Source organism: Limoniibacter endophyticus (assembly GCF_014652835.1).
Classification (GTDB): domain Bacteria; phylum Pseudomonadota; class Alphaproteobacteria; order Rhizobiales; family Rhizobiaceae; genus Limoniibacter; species Limoniibacter endophyticus.
Map to the genome: position 1 here is coordinate 274868 of NZ_BMZO01000003.1, position 19697 is coordinate 294564.

At 56.8% G+C, this 19697-nt stretch carries 15 protein-coding genes; 5 read left to right on the plus strand and 10 right to left on the minus strand.

The genetic code is table 11. The features are described 5' to 3' along the window. Positions 1-28: 28 nt before the first annotated feature. The 5 genes from IE151_RS05960 to IE151_RS05980 all read right to left on the minus strand — a co-directional run bounded on the left by IE151_RS05960 (position 29) and on the right by IE151_RS05980 (position 5844). Positions 29-1324 (minus strand): NAD(P)/FAD-dependent oxidoreductase, encoded by a 1296-nt coding sequence (locus tag IE151_RS05960; RefSeq protein ID WP_244636623.1) that lies wholly within the window; start codon positions 1322-1324, stop codon positions 29-31. A gap of 110 nt (positions 1325-1434) precedes the next feature. Further along, complete coding sequence (locus IE151_RS05965) at positions 1435-2865, minus strand: glutamine synthetase family protein (RefSeq protein WP_189488889.1); 1431 nt, start codon at positions 2863-2865, stop codon at positions 1435-1437. A 95-nt stretch (positions 2866-2960) separates the two neighbouring features. Continuing rightward, positions 2961-4244, minus strand: a complete 1284-nt coding sequence (locus tag IE151_RS05970) for a TRAP transporter large permease (protein WP_189488892.1) — start codon at positions 4242-4244, stop codon at positions 2961-2963. Positions 4245-4278: 34 nt separating this feature from the next. Next, entirely contained in the window at positions 4279-4791 is a 513-nt protein-coding gene (locus IE151_RS05975; RefSeq protein WP_189488894.1) for a TRAP transporter small permease, read from the minus strand. Between the two features lie 63 nt (positions 4792-4854). After that, positions 4855-5844: a TRAP transporter substrate-binding protein gene (locus tag IE151_RS05980; RefSeq protein WP_210310864.1), complete on the minus strand. Its 990-nt coding sequence runs from the start codon at positions 5842-5844 to the stop codon at positions 4855-4857. Between the two features lie 306 nt (positions 5845-6150). Here IE151_RS05980 and IE151_RS05985 point away from each other — a divergent pair, with 306 nt between their 5' ends. The 4 genes from IE151_RS05985 to IE151_RS06000 all read left to right on the plus strand — a co-directional run bounded on the left by IE151_RS05985 (position 6151) and on the right by IE151_RS06000 (position 10217). Continuing rightward, positions 6151-7251: a polyamine ABC transporter substrate-binding protein gene (locus tag IE151_RS05985; protein ID WP_244636639.1), complete on the plus strand. Its 1101-nt coding sequence runs from the start codon at positions 6151-6153 to the stop codon at positions 7249-7251. A 76-nt stretch (positions 7252-7327) separates the two neighbouring features. Next, on the plus strand, positions 7328-8470 hold the full coding sequence (locus tag IE151_RS05990; RefSeq protein WP_189488898.1) for an ABC transporter ATP-binding protein: 1143 nt from the start codon (positions 7328-7330) through the stop codon (positions 8468-8470). Between the two features lie 12 nt (positions 8471-8482). Further along, positions 8483-9394 (plus strand): ABC transporter permease subunit, encoded by a 912-nt coding sequence (locus tag IE151_RS05995; protein ID WP_189488900.1) that lies wholly within the window; start codon positions 8483-8485, stop codon positions 9392-9394. 1 nt (position 9395) lies between these two features. Further along, complete coding sequence (locus tag IE151_RS06000; protein ID WP_189488902.1) at positions 9396-10217, plus strand: ABC transporter permease subunit; 822 nt, start codon at positions 9396-9398, stop codon at positions 10215-10217. Between the two features lie 198 nt (positions 10218-10415). Here the strand turns inward: IE151_RS06000 and IE151_RS06005 are convergent, their stop codons facing one another. The 4 genes from IE151_RS06005 to IE151_RS06020 all read right to left on the minus strand — a co-directional run bounded on the left by IE151_RS06005 (position 10416) and on the right by IE151_RS06020 (position 14123). Next, complete coding sequence (locus IE151_RS06005; protein ID WP_189488904.1) at positions 10416-10982, minus strand: hypothetical protein; 567 nt, start codon at positions 10980-10982, stop codon at positions 10416-10418. A 36-nt stretch (positions 10983-11018) separates the two neighbouring features. After that, entirely contained in the window at positions 11019-11378 is a 360-nt protein-coding gene (locus tag IE151_RS06010; RefSeq protein WP_189488906.1) for a hypothetical protein, read from the minus strand. 260 nt (positions 11379-11638) lie between these two features. Further along, the gene (locus IE151_RS06015) at positions 11639-12118 is read right to left on the minus strand and encodes a hypothetical protein (protein WP_189488908.1); all 480 of its coding nucleotides are present in this window, start codon (positions 12116-12118) and stop codon (positions 11639-11641) included. A 76-nt stretch (positions 12119-12194) separates the two neighbouring features. Then, complete coding sequence (locus IE151_RS06020) at positions 12195-14123, minus strand: AsmA family protein (RefSeq protein WP_189488910.1); 1929 nt, start codon at positions 14121-14123, stop codon at positions 12195-12197. 203 nt (positions 14124-14326) lie between these two features. Here IE151_RS06020 and IE151_RS06025 point away from each other — a divergent pair, with 203 nt between their 5' ends. Beyond that, positions 14327-16261: an acetoacetate--CoA ligase gene (locus IE151_RS06025; protein ID WP_189488911.1), complete on the plus strand. Its 1935-nt coding sequence runs from the start codon at positions 14327-14329 to the stop codon at positions 16259-16261. Positions 16262-16299: 38 nt separating this feature from the next. Here the strand turns inward: IE151_RS06025 and IE151_RS06030 are convergent, their stop codons facing one another. Further along, positions 16300-19620, minus strand: a complete 3321-nt coding sequence (locus IE151_RS06030; protein WP_189488912.1) for a PAS domain-containing protein — start codon at positions 19618-19620, stop codon at positions 16300-16302. Positions 19621-19697 lie beyond the last annotated feature (77 nt).

Here is a 19697-nt window from a genome sequence, read left to right on the forward strand (position 1 = left end):
AAGAAAGGGGCGGTCTCATGCCGCCTCTTTAGAACCGATCTCTCAACGCATACCAGCTGAGTGCAAGGAAGAGCAGGGGTGCCCGAAAGCTGCGCCCACCCGGGAAAGCCGGAATTTTCAGCTCTTCCAGCAGCTTCAGCTGTTCGCGCTTGCCGCCCACCATATCGGCATAGAGTTTACCCACAAAATTAGCGAGCATGACGCCGTGACCGGAATAACCGCCCGCGGCAATCACGTTCGGCATGACCTCCCGCACATAGGGCATGCGCGGGATGGTGATGCCGACATAGCCGCCCCAGGCATGTGTCATTTCAACCTTTTTCAGCGCCGGGTAAATTTCGGCAATCTGGCGGCGGATAGCGTCCTTGATATCTCCCGGCTCCGATACGCCATAGACTTCGCGTCCGCCGAAAAGCAGGCGGCCGTCTGACGATTTGCGGAAATAGCGAACTACGAAACGCGAATCGTCAATAGACTCACCGCCTGGAATGACCGGAGAGGTGTCGCCCAGCGGCACTGTTGCGCCGATGAACGAGCCGATGGGCATGATATGCGCCGCGCTCTTCGGTTCCAGTCCGTTGCCATGTGCATTCGTCGCGATCAGTGCTTTCTTAGCGGTGATGGTGCCGGAGGCCGTGCGGATTTTCACCTTCGCGTTTTCCGCGACAATACTGGTGGCTTTCGTGCCTTCGAAAAGCCTAGCGCCCGCCTGTGCGGCTACCCGTGCCGTGCCGATCACCAGCTTGAGTGGATGGATATGACCTGTACCGGTATCCCGAAGGCCACCGGCATAAGCTGATGACCCGAGCCGTTCCGCGGTTTCGGCCTGATCCATGAAGCTGACATGGCGATAATTATAGCGTTCGGCCATAATATCGGAGTGCCGCTTGTAACCATCGACCAGCCGCGCCTTATGCGCCACCGAAAGCTGCCCGGGGCGGTAGTCCACCTCGATATTATGTGCTCGGGTGAAGGCATGCATATGTGCCTTCGCATCTTCCGCGAGGCCGAACAGGGCCTTGGTGCGTGTAAATCCGAGCTTTGGTTCGAGCTCCTCAACCCATAAGCGTTGGCCGGTCCCCATCTGCCCGCCATTGCGGCCCGACGCGCCATCGCCCAATCGATGGGCTTCGATCAGCGCAACCCGAGTGCCATCCATCGCCAGATGGGCAGCAGCGGAAAGGCCGGTAAAGCCGCCGCCAATGATGGCAATATCGACGTTCAAATCGCCATCCAGCCGCGGGTAGGATGGACGCTCGCCAGCAGTATCCTCATACCAGGAATGTCCAGGAGAAATCGGGCTTTGATAGATGGTCGGGGACACGGAACAACCTTGGAAATCATGTGCCGGAAAGAAAAGGCCGTGAGCGCGAAGAGCGACCACAGCCGATAGTTTTCATTCATCCAATAAAGACGCAATGGCTTTTTGATGGCTCAAACGTTGAGCAGCAAATATTCGCGTTCCCAGGCGCTGATCACTTCCATGAAGGTTTCATATTCTGCTCGCTTGATCGCTCCATAGGTCGAGACGAAACTATTGCCGAGCAATTTGCGCAAAGGCTCATCCTGTTCAAAAAGCTCGACGGCTTCAAGCAACCCGCGCGGCAGGTCGATGGAATCGGAATTGGCGGACTTGTCCATGGGCGCGTCTGGCTCGATCTTGCTCAAGATCCCGAGAAGGCCGCAGGCAAGCGACGCAGCGAGCGAAAGATAGGGATTGGAATCGGAGGACGGAATTCGGTTTTCGACACGGCGTCCCGCCGGATCGGAATAAGGCACACGCAACGCCACGGTCCTATTGTCATAGCCCCAATGCGTGTTGACCGGAACCGACGAATTCCTGACCAGACGGCGATAGGAATTCACGTAGGGTGCAAACACCGCCATAGAATTGGGAAGGTGGCGCTGCATCCCGCCGATGAAGTGTCGGAAGGTGTCCGTTTCCGTGCCATCCGGATTGGAAAAAATGCTCTTTCCTGTCTTGCGTTCGACTACGGACTGGTGAATGTGCATGGCCGAACCCGGCTGTCCCTGGATGGGCTTGGCCATGAAAGTCGCGTATATGTTATGCTTCATAGCCGCTTCGCGGATCGTGCGCTTGAACAGGAAGACCTGGTCTGCAAGCTTGATCGGATCGCCGTGGCGCAAGTTGATTTCGAGCTGGCCCGCACCTTCTTCATGGATGAGTGTGTCGATCTCCAGCCCCTGGCTCTCCGAGAAATGGTAGATGTCGTCGATCAACTCGTCGAACTCGTTGATGCCGGCGATTGAATAGCCGGAGCCACCGGCGATAGCGCGTCCGGACCGTCCTACCGGCGGTTGCAGCGGGTAATCGGGATCCGGATTCTTGTTGACAAGGTAGAACTCGATTTCAGGCGCGACGACCGGCTCGAAGCCATGTTTCTTGTAGGCGTCGACGACGCGGCGAAGCACGTTGCGAGGTGTGAACTCGACCTTGCTGCCATCGCGACGCACGAGATCACAGATAACTTGCGCTGTCGGGTCGTCTTCCCAGGGCACCACCGAAAGCGTCGAGAGATCTGGGACCAGTTTCAGATCGCCATCATCCTCCGGGTAGATGAAGCCGTGGCCATTTTCCGGATAACCGCCATTGATCGTCGTCATGAATACGGCAGAGGGCAGGGCGAGCGACGTATTGGAAGTGAATTTCTTCGACGGCATCATCTTGCCGCGCGCAACACCTGCCTGATCGGGGGTAATGCATTCTATGTCTTCGATGCCGCGCCACGCCAGCCAGTCGGCGACTTCTTTCCAGTTCTTGACGCCGCGGACATTCTTTACAAAGGCGGGGATACGCGCGCGGCGGTTGCCAGCAGCCCGGACTTCCGTTTTTTCGGCAGACATTCATCACCAGTTGGATTGCAGTTGCTGGCTACTATACAAGCACTGGCGTTAATGAAAAGGGATGAGCATCAAGGACGCGCCATCCCCTTTTCCTGTCAAAAGCCGGTCACATGTGGCAGCCATGTCGAGAGCGCGGGCCAGAATGTTAGCAGCATCAGGATGACCAGATAGGTCAGCAGGAAAGGTGGCATCTCGCGCGTTATCTCGCTCACCCTGATCTTGACCACGGAAGACACGACGAAGAGCAAGGCTCCCACCGGCGGTGTGATAAGGCCAATTGTCAGGTTGACGATGACGACCATGGCGAAGTGGATCGGATCAATGCCGAGCGCATAGGCGATCGGTGCCAGGATTGGCACGAGGATCATGACGCCGGGTAGCGGATCCATGAACATCCCGAAAACGAGCAGAAGCACGTTGATCGCCAGGAGGAACGCGATTGGCGAGAGGTTCCAGGAAATGATTGTATCGGCGAGCGCCTGTGGAACGCCCTCGATGATGAGAACCCAGGCGAATGCACGCGCGGAAGCCAGGATCAGTAGGATGCCGACGGTAACGAGTGCAGCTCGAAAGATGATCTCCGGCAAATCCTTGAGCTTGAGCGAGCGATAAATGCACAGGCCACAGAACAGGGCATAGAACACGGCAATCACGGAAGCTTCGGTGGGAGTGAACCAGCCCAGGCGAATACCGCCCACGACGATGACGATAAGCATCAATGCTGGAATGGCATAGAGCGTGTTCGAAACCATCTGCTTGGCAGTCGGGCGTAAATCCATCGAACGGTAGCCGCGTTTGCGTGCCACATAGAAATTGACTGCGCACATGGCGAGCGCGATCAGCAGTCCCGGCATGACGCCGGCCATGAAGAGACCGCCAACCGACACACGACTATCCTGCAAGGCGTAAATGATCATGGTGATCGAGGGCGGAATTATCGGATCGACCACGGCAACCGATGAGGCCAGCGCCGAGGCGTACCGCTTCTCGTAGCCGCTTTTCTCCATCATGCGGATGGTCATGGCTCCGGGGCCTGCGGCAGCCGCAAGGGCGGAGCCGGAGATGCCGGCAAACAGCGTGGTAGACAGAATGCTGGCATAGCCCAGGCCACCACGAAAATGGCCGACGAACTGTGTGGCGAGACGAAGCAGGTGATGCGTCAGCGCGCCGCCAGTCATCAACTCTGCTGCAAGGATGAAGAAGGGCACAGCCAGAAGTGGAAAGCTGTCAAGGCCAGAAAACATCTCCTTGATGACGACGATCTGCGGATAATTGCTGCCGAGCACGACGGCAACCCAGGTGGATATAGCTAGCGTGAAGGCGACGGGAACGCCGATCGCCAGCAGAACGAAGAAGGAAGCGAAGAGGATGATGATCATGGGACGACCGCTTGAATGCTGAAGAAGTGAAAAATCAGCCGGTGACCGGCGGCGGTGCGTCCTCTTCCTCCTGCAGCGAACCCATGCCGCCAAGGACGAATTGTTTCACGACGAAGAGGAAATGGAGGATGAGAAGCCCGAAGCCGATGGGGATCGCCGAATAGACATAGGCGAAGGGGACGCGCGTGGCTGGGGTCATCTGAAACATTGTCCTCTGGACATAGGTGATGCCGACCCAGATCATGCCGCAGAAGAAGGCGAACATGATAGCGGCAACGATACCCCGCATAATGCGACCATTGCGCTGCGAGAGCGCGAACTGGACATTGTCGATCGCGACCAGCCCGCCATGTCGAAAGGCCAGACCAGCGCCCAGGAATGCCATCCAGATCATAAGATAGCGCGCCACTTCATCCGACCAGATGATCGAGTTGTTGGTGAAATAGCGTAGACATACATTGGCAAAGACAATGATTGCCATCGCCGCGAGTAGCAGGATCAGCGCCCAGCGATTGACGGCGATGATGATAGCTTCGAAGCGCTTCATGAGATGTTTTCCGACAGGTCTGAGGATGGGGGCGGTCGCAAGCCGCTCCCCATAACGAGAGACTTACTTGGTATTCTGGATCTGCTCGATCAGCTCTTTGCCATATGTCTTGTAATAGCTGTTTTCGTAGGCCGACTGGATGGATTTCTGGAACTCGGCCTTCTGTTCGGCACTCAGCGTATTGACCTGCATTCCTGATTCCTCCGCCTTCTTGGCGCCGTTGACTTCTGCGTCATCGACATAGACGCGCATGGCCTTCAAAGCCTCAGCTGCGCCGTTCTTGAAGGCGGTCTTTTCGTCGTCGGACAGTTCGTTCCAGAAGCTTGGCGAAACAATCAACATGGCGGGCGAATAGACATGGCCGGAAAGCGTAAGATATTTTTGAACTTCCCACAGCTTGGCGGAAACAATGACGGAAAGCGGATTTTCCTGACCGTCGATCGTACCGCCTTCAAGGCCGCTGATCACTTCCGTCCACGACATGGGCGTCGGGGCGGCGCCCAGCGTTTGAAACGCCGTGATGTGCACCGGGTTCTCCATCGTGCGGATTTTCAGGCCGGCCATGTCCTGAGGCTTTTCGATCGGGAGGCGGTTGTTGGTGATGTGACGGAAGCCTTGTTCGCCCCACGAGACCGCGATCAGGCCGCTATCGGGAAATTTCTCCAGAATGCCCTGTCCGATGGGGCCGTCCAGCACGGCGCGCGCATGAGCGAGATCACGAAACAGGAAGGGAATGTCGGTGACGCCGGTTTCCGGCACAAAGTTCGCCAGGGTTCCTGATGAAACGACGGCAGCCTGAACGCCGGTGCCGAGCTGCAGACCTTCAATCACTTCGCGCTCCCCGCCCTGGGCGGATGAGGGGAAGTGTGTAAACTTGAACTTGCCGTTGGTCGCTTCGCCAACGCTCTTTTCCCATGCGTCGGCGGCGACGCCGTAGTGGGAATCCCGCGCCAGCGCATAGGCGATCTTGACGTCGGTGGTCTGGGCATGGGCGGCGAAAGCCGAGCCAGCAACCAGCGTGAATGCGAGCATACGCCCGATAAGCATTTTCATGGGAAAATCTCCTCACCCCTGCAACTCGGAAGCGCAGCAATATTCGAACGTATCGCTACGTTGATCTTTCCTCCGGCGCTTCCCTTCCGACAGTCTTAGAAATTTTGTTTCGTGGCGTAAAGCGCTGCATCGCAAAACTAGCTTGTACATCGACTTATTGTCTAAAAAAATCGCTCTTGTCGCACTTCTGAAACGTCAATAGGCTTGAAAACAGGCCAACGCTTCGGCATTGGGTCCGAACCATCGCGACAGGCCGATTGGGAACGTGGAGAAGAGCTTATGAAGCGCTGGACGCTTGGTTTGACAATGTTTTGTGCACTCGGCGCTTTGCAGACTGGCAACGCGTTCGCGCAAAGCCGCGAAGTCAAGATCTACAACTGGTCGGACTATATCGATAACTCGATTATCGAAGATTTTACGAAAGAAACCGGCATCAAGGTTACCTACGACGTCTTCGACAGCAATGAGATCGTTGAGACGAAGCTGCTTGCAGGCGGCAGCGGTTATGACATCGTCGTGCCTACCGCGAATTTCCTGGAGCGCCAGATACAAGCCGGCGTCTTTCAGAAGCTCGACAAGTCGAAGCTGCCTAACCTTTCCCACATGTGGGATGTGATCACCGAGCGCGTCGCCGCTTATGATCCGGGCAATGAATATGCCATCGATTATATGTGGGGCACAACAGGCCTCGGTTATAATGTCGAGAAACTAAAGGAAGTCGCAGACGCCAACCCGGACGTGAAGGCGGCGCTGGGACCGGATGGCAAGCCGACCTGGGATATACTTTTCAAGCCGGAAGTCGCCGCCAAGTTCAAGGATTGCGGCATCCATGTTCTCGATTCTGCAACCGACGTACTGCCTTCGGTCCTGAACTATCTCGGCCTGGATCCAAACACGACGAACGCGGAGGATCTGAAGAAGGTGGAGGAGACCTTGGTCGCCATCCGTCCCTCGATCCGCAAATTCCACTCTTCCGAATATATCAACGCGCTTGCTAACGGCGATATTTGCCTGGCATTGGGCTATTCGGGCGACGTCTTCCAGGCGCGTGACCGCGCTGCGGAAGCCGATCGCGGCGTTTCGATCGACTATTCGATTCCGCCGACGGGTGCACAGATGTGGTTCGACGTCATGGCGATCCCCGCCGATGCCAAGAATGTCGAGGAAGCACACGAGTTCCTCAACTATATCATGAGGCCGGAGGTCATCGCCAAGGCATCGAACTATGTCTTCTATGCCAACGGCAACAAGGCTTCGCAGGAGTTCCTGGACAAGGAAATTCTTGAGGACACCGCCATCTATCCGCCGGAAGAAACAATGGACAAACTCTTCACGGTCAAGCCGCTCGACCCGCGCACGCAGCGTGTGGTAACGCGCCTTTGGACGACGGTGATTACCGGCCAATAGAGTCGTATTTCGCCCACATCCCAATGGACAAGGCGTAAGAAGAAGCGGCTTGTCCTCACGAATTTCCGGAGCAATCATGAAGTCGCTGGGCAGTATCCGTCGTAGTTTTGCTCCCTGGAAGGATGCGGATGCGCGTCCTTACATCGTGTTCGAAAACGTAACGAAAATCTTCGGTGATTTCACCGCTGTCGATGATCTTTCACTCAATATCTACGAGCGGGAATTCTTCGCGCTGCTGGGTGCTTCTGGCTGCGGCAAGTCCACGCTGCTGCGTATGCTGGCTGGCTTCGAACACCCGACCTCGGGGCGCATCCTGCTGGATGGCCAAGACCTGAAGGGTATCCCGCCCTACATGCGCCCGGTCAATATGATGTTTCAGTCATATGCTCTTTTCCCGCATATGACGGTGGAGGCGAACATCGCCTTTGGCCTCAAGCAGGACGGCATGAACAGGGCCGACATCGACACCCGCGTCAAGCAGATGCTCGATCTGGTGAAGCTGAGCAAGTTCGCCAAGCGCAAGCCGCATCAACTTTCCGGCGGCCAGCGACAGCGCGTCGCGCTTGCGCGTTCGGTAGCCAAGCGCCCAAAAGTATTGTTGCTCGATGAGCCGCTCGGCGCGCTTGACAAGAAGCTGCGCGAGGAGACCCAATTCGAGCTGATGGATTTGCAGCAGGATCTCGGCCTTACCTTCGTCGTCGTCACGCATGATCAGGAGGAGGCGATGACCATGTCCGACCGCATTGCGGTCATGGACAAGGGGCAGATCATGCAGGTGGCGACGCCTGCCGAAATTTATGAAGCGCCGGCCAGTCGTTTCGTTGCCGACTTCATCGGCAGCGTCAATCTCATTGAGGGCAGGGTAATGGCGAAGGAGGGCACGCGCGCCGAAATCGACAGTGCCCACGGTTTCAAGCTCGTCACAACCAATGGTGCGCCGGCCAATGAAGGTGAAACCGTCTGGCTTTCGGTTCGACCAGAAAAAGTGCAGATCACCCATGAAAAGCCTCTCGACGCGAGCTTCAATGCCATTGAGGGCGAAGTCTGGGATATCGCTTATCTGGGCGACATGACGCTTTACAATGTCAAGCTCGATGACGGGAAGATCATCCGCACCAGCGTCGTCAATGACTCCCGCCACGTGGACAAGCCCTTCACGTGGTATGATCGCGCCTGGATATCCTTCGCGCCGGATTCCGGCGTTACGCTGACGCGATAGGGGGGAGGCTGCATGTCGAAGATCGCTAGCGCAATAAGGAACCGCTTGGTGATCGCCGTGCCCTATCTGTGGCTGGCGGTATTCTTCCTTATTCCCTTTCTTATCGTGTTCAAGATCTCGATGTCGATGACGGCGATCGCGATGCCGCCTTACCTGCCGACATTCGACATTGCCGAAGGGGTCGCCGGGCTTTGGCAATCGTTCAAGGAGTTGTCTTTCGAGAACTACCTCTGGCTGATCGACGATCCACTCTACGTGAACGCCTACCTCTCCAGTGTCGGCATTGCGTTTGTTTCGACGGTCCTGACCCTGCTGATCGGTTATCCTATGGCCTATGGGATGGCGCGTGCGCCGGAATCGATCCGCCCGATCCTGCTCATGCTGATCATCTTGCCCTTCTGGACGAGCTTCCTGATCCGCGTTTATGCCTGGATCGGCATATTGAAGCCGGAAGGCCTGATGAACCAGTTTCTGCTTTGGCTGGGGGTGATTGACCAACCTGTGCAGATCATGAACACGAATACGGCCGTCTATATTGGTATAGTCTATTCCTATCTTCCATTCATGGTGCTGCCGCTCTATGCGACATTGGAAAAGATGGACTTTTCCCTGATCGAGGCGGCGCAGGACTTAGGTTGTCCGCCGCTTTCGGCTTTCTGGAAGATCACGTTTCGCCTGTCTCTGCCTGGGGTCTTCGCCGGCTGTCTGCTGGTATTCATCCCGGCAATTGGCGAGTTCGTCATTCCCGATCTTCTCGGCGGTTCACAGACTCTGATGATAGGCAAGACGCTATGGAACGAGTTCTTCAACAATCGTGATTGGCCGGTGGCATCCGCCGTCGCGATCGTGCTGCTGTTCATCCTCGTGATTCCGATAATGATATTCCAGCAGGTTCAGGCCCGCGCGCAGGAAGGAGGGCGCTGACATGGATAGACGCCTCTCTACCTTCAATATCGTTTCGCTCACGCTGGGTTTCGCCTTCCTCTACCTGCCGATCCTGTTGTTGGTGATCTACTCGTTCAACGAGTCGCGCCTTGTCACCGTCTGGTCGGGCTTTTCAACCAAGTGGTATACGGCGGCCTTCAACAATACCGGACTGATGGATGCGGCCTGGGTAACGGCGCGCGTTGCCTTCGTCTCGGCAACGGTTGCGACCGTGCTGGGGACATTGGCGGCAATTGTGCTGACGCGCCACACGCGCTTCCGGGGACGCGTCCTCTTCACAGGCATGGTTTTCGCGCCGCTCGTCATGCCGGAGGTTATCACGGGGTTGTCATTGCTCCTGCTCTTCGTCGCCATCGGCCTCGATCGGGGCTTTCTCACGGTGACGCTGGCGCATATCACCTTCAGCATGTGCTATGTCGCGGTTGTCGTGCAGTCGCGCCTTCTATCTTTCGACAGGTCGCTGGAAGAGGCAGCACTCGATCTCGGGGCGACGCCGGTAAAAACCTTTTTCCAGATCACACTGCCCATCATCCTGCCAGCTATCGTTTCGGGCTGGATGCTGGCTTTCACGCTTTCGCTCGACGATCTGGTGATCGCGAGTTTTGCGACCGGGCCGGGCGCAACGACACTTCCGATCAAGATCTACAGCCAGGTACGTCTTGGCGTGACGCCCGAGATCAACGCGATCTGCACGATCCTGATAGGCATCATCGCAATCGGCGTCATCATAGCGTCCCTGGTCAACAAGCGTCGGGTCGTGCAACGAGCGCGTGATGAGCGTTTGGCGGCAATGGGAGGCTGACGGAAGACGCATCGGCAGGCTAGCCTGCCGATGCGTTCCTGCCCTTCCTCGCGACCATTCATCGGAGGTCGCAGACATGACGATGAGCAATTCATCCTGCTCCGCATAGGGCGGAAAATGACCGGTTCCAACGACGTCGCCTGCGCTGTCCGTGCGCGGCCATATCGCCAGGCCTTGGCCCCCGCCTGGCTTGAGAGGTCAGACGACGCCGAGGCCGCCATCTGCCGTCATTGAAACGATCCGTGCTGTCAGCGTGTCGTCGTTGAACAGGAAAAGAATTTGAGCTGCCGGGCCGTCGTCGATGCCGTCCTGGTCGACTGCGGAGGGAAGATACTCCGAGACGTGCTGCGAGCCGTCCTTGCGGGCATGGAGGTTTACGGCGATGGTCTCGGGGAGACTCTTGCCGCTCTTATATTTGATGGTCGAGCTGCTGTTAAATTTCGTGTTGGGCATATTCAGGTCGTCCGATGGCCAACCATTGTTGAAATCGAGTTGCTGGACGATCTTGTTTCCATGAAGGACGACGGGCTTCTCATTATAAGTGGCAAATTCGAACCGCAGCGACTCGTTCTTTGGCAAAAGTACTTTTTCGTCGACAGAATTTTTCAGCCTGATCTTGAAGAACAGGTCCTTATATTTGTTCTCCAGGCGAAAATAGTCTAGATCGCGGGTTAGAAACTCAGTAGCGCGCATATCGTCGCGTCCCGGTGAAACGTGGTCGACTTCGCCTGTCTGAAGGTATTCTTGTTTTTCGCTTTTGGTCATTCGTCAATATTCCTTTTTGATAATACTTGATGAGTTTTAGCTCAGCGGCACGTCCGTGACGCTGCTTTCAAGGGCCAGAACGATAGTATCGCTGTCGATGAACTGGTTAAAAATGTCGTTATGGGCCCTGCCGTCCACACCATCTGGGTCCTGGTAGTTCCGCAGATAGGTCTTCTTGCCAAAGTCGATCAAATTGGCGCTCAGGCTGAAGAAGCGTGCTTTGTAATACAGGTGATTTTCACCTCGCCAGGGCGATGACGAAATGATCAAATCATCCGAGCTTCCTCCATCATTGAGATCGACCCTGGTCACGGGCAGGTCCGCGAGAGCGAAGGCAACCTTGTGGCCTTCCTTCTTGAGCAGCAGCTTCAGATCCTGTCCCGTGTCGAGCTTCACCTTCCTGATCTCTCCGCATTGAAGATGAATTCCAATGCTGAGCGAGTCGGAGGTCTTGTTGATGAATTTAAAAAAGTCCAGGTGCTCGAGGGGCAGGGGCCTGCGACCCGACCCAATGAAATTTGGTTGCATTTCTCCCTCCGTTGTCCTCGTAATTTTTCATGGCACTCTATGAGTGGCAATTGCGGAGATATACGCGCGACGCGGCAAAAAGGCTGCACAGGCATAGGCCGCTGCCTTTGAGGCCGATGTTCGGAAGGCTACAGTCCCGTTTTACCGCAGAGAAAAGTCGACGTCGAATAAAACGGCGTAAGGGAATCAAGGGCTATTGCGAAGGGGGACAGCACGGATGTCAGAGTTTCACCAGCCAGTGTCTGGAACAGGACGGCCGGCTCGTTCTTTGCAACTCCATCTCTATCGATTATTGCAGCACTTGCTGTACCAAAATCGGTCAGAACCATTTCACCGGCAGCACGATTCGGCTTGTAAGTGATGGCATCGTGTCGATTGAGGGAGGTATTCGGCATGTTTATATCGTCCGACGAATAACCATTATTCAGATCAAGTTGCTGAACAACGGCTCTTCCATATTTTACGATATGCTTTCCTGTCGCGGCGCGTTCAATGTTAAAAGATATACTGTCGCCGTAATTGAGAGTTTTGTGAGCATCCTCTTCGCCCTGCAGACGGATTTTAATTTGCAATTTTTTGTAATTGTTTTTGAAGACGTAATGTTTCATTCTCGCGGGTTCTCATTATTAAGAAATTTGAAATATGAGATAGAACCTGCGCGAGCAACTACGTAGGAATACGTGTCTATTGAGCCGGATCGGCTTCGCCTGCTCCCGTTGAGGACGGGCTTGACTCTGCGGGGGTAGCCCGGCTCGGCTGCCGATACATAGGCGATATATATGGCGACCGCAGCGAGCCGCCGACGAAGAACGCGGTATCATCGTTTTCTGAGGGCACCTGACCTTCGGGCAGATTGCGAGTTGCCGTGCCAGAGAGCGCCAGCCCGCCGCCGACATAGGGCACGAGGCCGTTGAGCCGCACGGCATAGTCCTTGGCGAGAATTTCAGCCTTCTCGACACGTGCCAGACCAAAGGCGAGACTTGCAGTGACCTCGGCGCGACTAATGTCGATTGCGCTCGATTGCAGCTCCGACAGCGCGAAAAAGCCGCCCTGCCTTGTTCGCTCGACGAAGGCAGGCAGACTGACAAGATTGAGCGTGCCTGCGCCGAAACGTGCCGTCAGATTACCCTCTGCGCCATTGAGGAGATCGGACCAGGATGTTGCGGGTCCTCGCAACGTCGTCGAGATACTTCCCTTCGCGTCAGGAAACAACCCTTTGACGCCAAGGGCGTCCGACAGTTCAGCTCCATCGAGGTTTGAGCTGTGGAGCCGAAGTTCTGCACGTGTTCCGCCTTCCAGCGTTTCGATGCGAAGGCCCGCCTGCACGGTGCCCCCAAAAGCTGTGGCGTCCGAAAGATCGATCATCTCGAGCCCGGCGCGCGATTGCACGGTCATGGCGATGTTCGTCAGTGGCAGGTTCCGGATTTTGGCACTGGGAGCGGAAAGACGCAGATCCAGCTCCAGGGGAGGAGGGCTTGCTTTGTCCGTTTTCCCTTGCGCTCCACCCGCCAGCGGCGAGAAGTTTGCTGTCAGCGCGTCGATATCGATGGTCTGGAAAGCAAGCGTGCCGATCACCCGGGCGACCACGTTCTCCGGAAAGCTGATCTCAATGACGCCGCGTCCGGTGTTGTCGTTGAAGGTGAGTTCTGCGTTCTGAAACTCGATCTGCTTGCTACTACCGCTGACATTGCCGGTGAAGCTCACGGCACCTGGCGCCTGGACAGTGTCGAACTCGGTTCTGAGCCATTCCATCATGCGAGGGATCGATGGACCGCTGACGGATGCCTTTCCATTGACGAAGCCGTCCTGCGCCAAGCTGGCCTGACCCTCATAGCTTGCATTCAGAGGGGCAGCCTCAAAAGACAGGTTGATCTGTGAACTTCCACCGGCAAAAAGCAACAAGGGTTGCGCCGTGGTGGCGCTGAACTTGACGTTTTCTCCGCGCCAGATACCGCTGGCGTTCAATTGTGCCTGACGATTGAGGGCGGGCCAGCTCAGGCTGCCCTGCAGCCCTGTCATGAGTTCGCTATCGGTCTCGCCAAGCCGCATCATCAATATCCGTGCATCCGAAAAGGACAGTGTGCCGAACGCCTGGGAGGATAAGCTGCTCGTGTCGGGCGATTGGGGTGAGCGGCTCACTGCAAGGCGCGCGTTGCGAATGGCGCTGGCAAGGCGTCCGCCGCCTGGCCATGGCGGGGTTGGCATGGATGCGCCATTATCCCGTAGGCGTAGAACCGGGCGGATGAAACGGATTTCCGTGAAGCTGATGCCGCCCCAGAGTGCTTCGAGCGGCGACAGCGTGATCTCGATCTTCTCAGCAGTGACAATCGGCTTGCGATCCAGATCCTGCCACTCGGAAAACCGGACGTCGCCCAGCACGGCGTTGAAATTCGGGAATACCTTAAGCTGTGCAGGTTGCCCGAGTTCGACGCGGTAGCCGCTCCAGCTACTCATCTCGAGTGCGATGCGGTCGCGTACGATCTGCGTCGAGGCTATGTAGGGGAGAACGACGAAAAACAGCCCAAAAGCTGTGCCAATGAAAAGCAGGGCTGCAAGACCCCATTTAAGGCCGCGCCACGGACTCCGGATCGGGAGCGATGATTTCGTTGACATGCTTTACCGTGGCAATCCCGTTTCAATACGTCTTATAACAACGCGTTACCCGCGGTCCAGTTCGCGTTTCGCTTCTAAACAGCTCATCTCGCTGGCGGAGCAACGCGACCATAGTAGGGCAAAGTCTTCTTTTCGACACGCGACTTCCGGCTTGAAGCGGCTCACGATGACGCTAAACTCCTGTCCGGGAGGAATATCGCACCATGAATCAAGCCATCTGGACCCCGTCCGCCGCGCGTGTAGCCGAGACAAACTTGACCGATTTCATGAAGAAGATCGGCAAATCCGATTACGCTGCGCTGCACGCATGGTCGGTTGATGACATAGAAGGTTTTTGGGAAGCAATCTGGGACTATTGCGGGATTGTCGGCGAGCGGGGCGACACCGTTCTGCGTGATGGCGAAAAAATGCCGGGGGCAACTTTCTTCCCGCACGCCCGCTTGAACTATGCGGAAAATCTCTTGCAAGAGAAAGGCGCGGGCGACGCGCTGGTATTTCGTGCCGAAGCGCAGGTGGAGCGACGCGTCAGTTGGGATGAGTTGCGCGCCGATGTTTCGCGTCTGCAGCAATGGTTCAAATCGCTTGGTATCAAACCCGGCGATCGCATCGCCGCCATGATGCCCAACATGCCGGAGACGATTGTCGCGATGCTGGCGGCGACGTCGATGGGCGCAGTCTGGTCGTCCTGTTCCCCCGATTTTGGTGAGAAGGGCGTACTTGATCGTTTCAGTCAAATCGAACCTGCGCTTTTCGTTACCGTGGATGGTTACTGGTATAACGGCAAGCGGATCGATATCTCCGAAAAGGTGAGCGCTGTTTGCAAGGCTTTGCCTTCGGTCCGCAATGTCTTGATTGCCGATTTTTTGGGCGGTGGAAGCGCCTTGGCTGAAAGCCTGGCCGCTGCACGAACATTCGATGACGTTCTGCAAAGTTTCGCGCCCCATCCTGTCGAATTTACGCGGCTGCCTTTCAATCACCCGCTCTACATCCTTTTCTCGTCAGGTACGACGGGTATCCCGAAATGTATTGTTCACTGCGCAGGCGGCGTTCTCCTGCAACACGCCAAGGAGCATGTACTGCACCTCGATATAAAGCCGGGCGACCGCGTCTATCACTTCACGACCTGCGGCTGGATGATGTGGAACTGGATCGTCTCGACCCTGGCGCGTCGTATTACGCTCCTGCTTTATGACGGCTCGCCCTTCTATCCGGACGGCAACGTTCAATTTGACTTCGCACAGGCCGAGAAGATGACCTATTTCGGCACATCCGCGAAATTTCTCGATGCGGCGCGCAAGGCGGGTATCGAGCCGATCAAGACGCATGATCTCTCGCATTTGCGGTGCATTTCCTCCACGGGGTCGCCGCTGGCGACGGAGTCCTTCCATTACGTTTACCAGTCGATCAAGAATGATATCCACCTCTCCTCCATGTCCGGCGGAACGGACCTCGTTGCCTGCCTGGTGGCTGGCGTTCCAGTTCTGCCGGTTCATATAGGCGAAATTCAAGGTGCTGCGCTTGGCATGGCAGTCGATGTGTTCGATCAGGATGCAAAGCCTGTGCGCGGCGAAAAAGGGGAGCTCGTTTGCACGAAGCCTTTCCCCTCCATGCCGCTCTATTTCTGGAACGACCCGAAAAGCGAAAAGTACCATGCCGCCTATTTCGACCGGTTCGAAAACATCTGGTGTCATGGGGATTTCGCCGAACGGACGCCCCATGACGGCATTATCATTCATGGACGCTCGGATGCGACACTAAACCCCGGTGGCGTACGCATCGGCACGGCCGAAATTTATAATCAGGTCGAGCAGATGCCGGAGGTTCTGGAGGCGCTTTGCGTGGGGCAGGAGTGGGACCATGACGTGCGCGTGGTGCTTTTCGCACGCCTGGCGGAAGGCGTGACGCTGGATGATGCGCTGGAGAAGCGCATTCGCGAGGTTATCCGAAAAGGGGCCAGCCCGCGCCACGTGCCTGCCAAGATTATTGCGGTGGCGGATATACCTCGCACCAAATCCGGCAAGATCACCGAACTTGCGGTGCGCGAGATCATTCACGGGCGAGCGGTCAAGAACAGCGAGGCGCTCGCTAATCCTGGCGCGCTTGATCTTTATCGGCATTTGCCACAATTGCAGGATTGATGAGAACCAGGGCGCTCGCGATGGGGCGCCTTTCTTTCCTATTCGGCCAGCACGCGGGTCGGTGGGAAGGTAATTTCGACGACCGTACCGACACCCGGCGTCGAACTGATCGAAAAGCGGGCGCGGTTGGCTTCAACCATGGCTTTGGTCAATGGCAAGCCAAGCCCCGTTCCGTCACCGCGCGTACGCTTCAACGCATTGATCTGCTTGAAGGGCTTCAGAGCATGTTCAATTTCAGATTGTGTCATGCCTGCGCCGGTGTCGCGCACCTTGACGATCACTTCGCCATTTGGCTCATAGCTGGTTGAAATTATGACTTGTCCGCCGGGCTGGGTATAGCGGATGGCGTTCGAGACCAGATTGAGCGCAATCTGCCGCACCGAGCGCAAATCCGCCACCACCTCGGGAACGTTGGAGGCGTAGCTTGAACGGATAATGACGCGCTCGCGATTGGCTTGCGGCTGCATCAGCGCCACCGTTTCGGCCAATGTCTCCGTCAGGGAAACGGCCTCATAGCTCATCTCCTGCGCACCCGCCTCGATTTTGGAGATGTCGAGCAGGTCGTTCACGAGGTCCAGCACATGCGTTCCGGAACGATTAATGTCACGCAAATAATCGCGGTAACGCTCGTTGAGCAGGGGGCCGAGTTTTTCGTCCATCATCAATTCTGAAAAGCCGATGATGGCATTGAGCGGCGTGCGAATCTCATGGCTGACGCGAGCAAGGAAATCCGTCTTCTGCGACGAAGCTTCTTCTGCACGCAGACGGGCCGATTTGAGATCCGCTTCGGCCTGCTTCCAGGAAGTGATATCGCGCACGACTGCACAAAAGCCACTGCCGTTTGGTAACTTGCCGACAGTCATGAAAAGCGGAATGAAGCGCCCTTGCGCCTCGCGACCAATTACTTCGCGCCCATCGTTCATGAGGCTCGCGACGCCGTCATTGGCAAGGCTGCGCAGATAATCCTGCGCCGGGCGCTGGCTCTCGATTGCAAAGAGGGCGGGGAAGGGCTTTCCTGCCATCTGGTGGCTGTCGAAGCCGAAAAGCGCTTCAGCCGGATGGCTTATCGAGCGGATCGTCTCGTCATTGTTGATGAGGATGACGCCATCCGTCGCCGTGTCGACAATGGTGCGCATCTCTTCAAGCCGCTCCGAAAGCTCCGTGACCTGCGCTTCGAGGGCAGCATTCGCATCCTGCACAATCGCTGCATCATCCTCCACGATAGCCAGCAGCAGCGCCTTGGCCCCTTGCCAGGAGATGGATTGCAGATAGGCTTTTACAGGTCTTTCGTCGCCATTTGCGTCGAATAGGCGCATGGTGCGCCGCGTCTCATTGCTGCTTTCATCGACCGGTTCGGGAGCATAGGGCTCGCCGAACAGCTCCTCGATGCCACCGGCCGCGGAGAACGCGCCAAGATCGGTATAACCGGTCACGGTGAAAAAGGTCTCATTGGCATAATGCAGCAGGTCACCCGCATGTACCAGAACGGCGACTGGCAGCGTGTCCAGCAGGCTCGTATCCTGCGGCGCCATCGTTCTGGCTTCCCTTGCCGCCTCGCGCTCGTAAAGTGCGAATTCCTCGGCTTGCGCATCGGCTTTGGAGGCTCCGGTGCTTTCTTCTGCGACGACGGTTTCCGTTGCTTCTGTCGAGGCGGTCGCGCGCGACGCATCTTCCAGTTCTTCCGGGGAGGAAGCGTCGATATTGTGCGTTGTGGCCGGTTCGGCGAAGAGGTGTTCGTCGCCTAGCAACCGCGATGTCGAATATCGCGGCGTCGAGTGTGGAGCCGGATCCGACGTTTCGGGAATGGTATGCTTGATGATCCTGTCATCATCCTTGCCTTCGGCCGGATGCGAGATGATGGATGAAGGCTCTGTGTGTTTGGCGGAAGGCTCTGATTCCGCCGGTTTCGACGCTTCTCCAGGTTGATTCACCGTTGTGAAAAGGGAAGCTTGCGCTTCCTCGTTTTGGCGCCGTGCCAGCGGGCGCAGGCGTTCTGCAATCTCACGGAAGGCAGCACGTTCAGTATTGTTGAGATGACCGCGGGGCGTCGGCTTCTCCGGCATTGTCTCGGCGGGCGCTGCGGGCGCAACATCAGCGGGTTTCTGCTCGGGTCGATTGGCAGCCGCGACGCCTGCATCCGCCATGTTTTCATCAAAGCGGAAGGCTTCATTCATCCGGGCAATGCCAAAGCCACGAAAGCCTTCGAAGTTGCGATCGCGGTCATAGGTCGGCAGTGCTGCAAGTTCAACTGGCACGAGCCACTCGCTGTCACCAACGGGCCAGTGCACAACACGCCCCGACCAGGTGTCACGCCTTTCCAGAAGCCCGGAGATTTCGCCATTGTCGTCCAGCCGCAAGCGCTGCGTGAGTTCAGCAAACCGCACGCCCAGGAGATCATCGGGCCGTTGGCCGACTGCATAAACGAACTCCTCCGAAACCAAGCTCAAACGTGCTTCGGCATCGGTGCGCCAGACGAAGCGTATGGGACGCTCGTCGATCCAGCTTTCAGTATGGCGCGCCGTTTGTGTCACCGTCTCTGCGGGTGTGGAAATTTCGGGGGATCGGGATTGTACCTGCGCCTCTTCCGCCCGGATTTCGCCCGCGTCATTGGTGGTGTGCTCGAAATGCCAGCCTTCGGCTGCTTCGGTCGCCATCTGGGAGACAGCTATTGCGGATTGCTCGGCTTCGGGAGCGCGCGATGCTGGCCTCCCTTCCTGCATTGTCTCGTCAACAGTGATGAGCAGGTGAAGATCGTCACGCAGGCGCACGATACCACAGGGAAGTGCGCGGTTTTGTGCTTCTACGCGGCTCTTGAAGAGGACGGCACCGTCCCGCCCAATATGCTGAAGCGCCGATGCGAGCGTTTCGGGCGTCAGCTCAAGCGCCGGGAAGTCCGGATCGGCAGCAAGAGCATGTCCTTGCCTATCGATGATCGCTGCATGCTGCCCATCGCCGTAAATACCCTCCAGTGCCGCAGAGAGCTCTGGTGCGATGCCGCTTGCTGGTGCGCGTAGCAAAAGGGCCTTCGCTCCGTCCGGCAGGATAAGAGACGAGATGATGAGTTGGGTCGCCGAACCGCCATGTTGAAAAAGACGCAGAGAGAGTGCCGTTTCTTCTATGGCGTCAGGGAAACCATGCATGGCCTGGATTTGTCTTTTTGCTACGAAGCCAAGCGAGAGGGAAGCGCCGGTCGCACTGATCACATCCTCGAAGCCCAACAAGTGTGCTCCGGGACCGTTGGTCCACAGAACGGCGTCCAGTGTTGGTGCAATGACGGCCATGGCGCGCGCGTCGACGAAATGCGCTCGAATGGGATCAAGCGCAACGATGTCGATGAACGGGTGGGGCCGGTATGCCATGGTTCTCTGAGCCTGCTTGTCGCAACACCGCGGGTTAACAGTTTTTTAAATAATGCCATGACGCGCAAAGGTCTAGG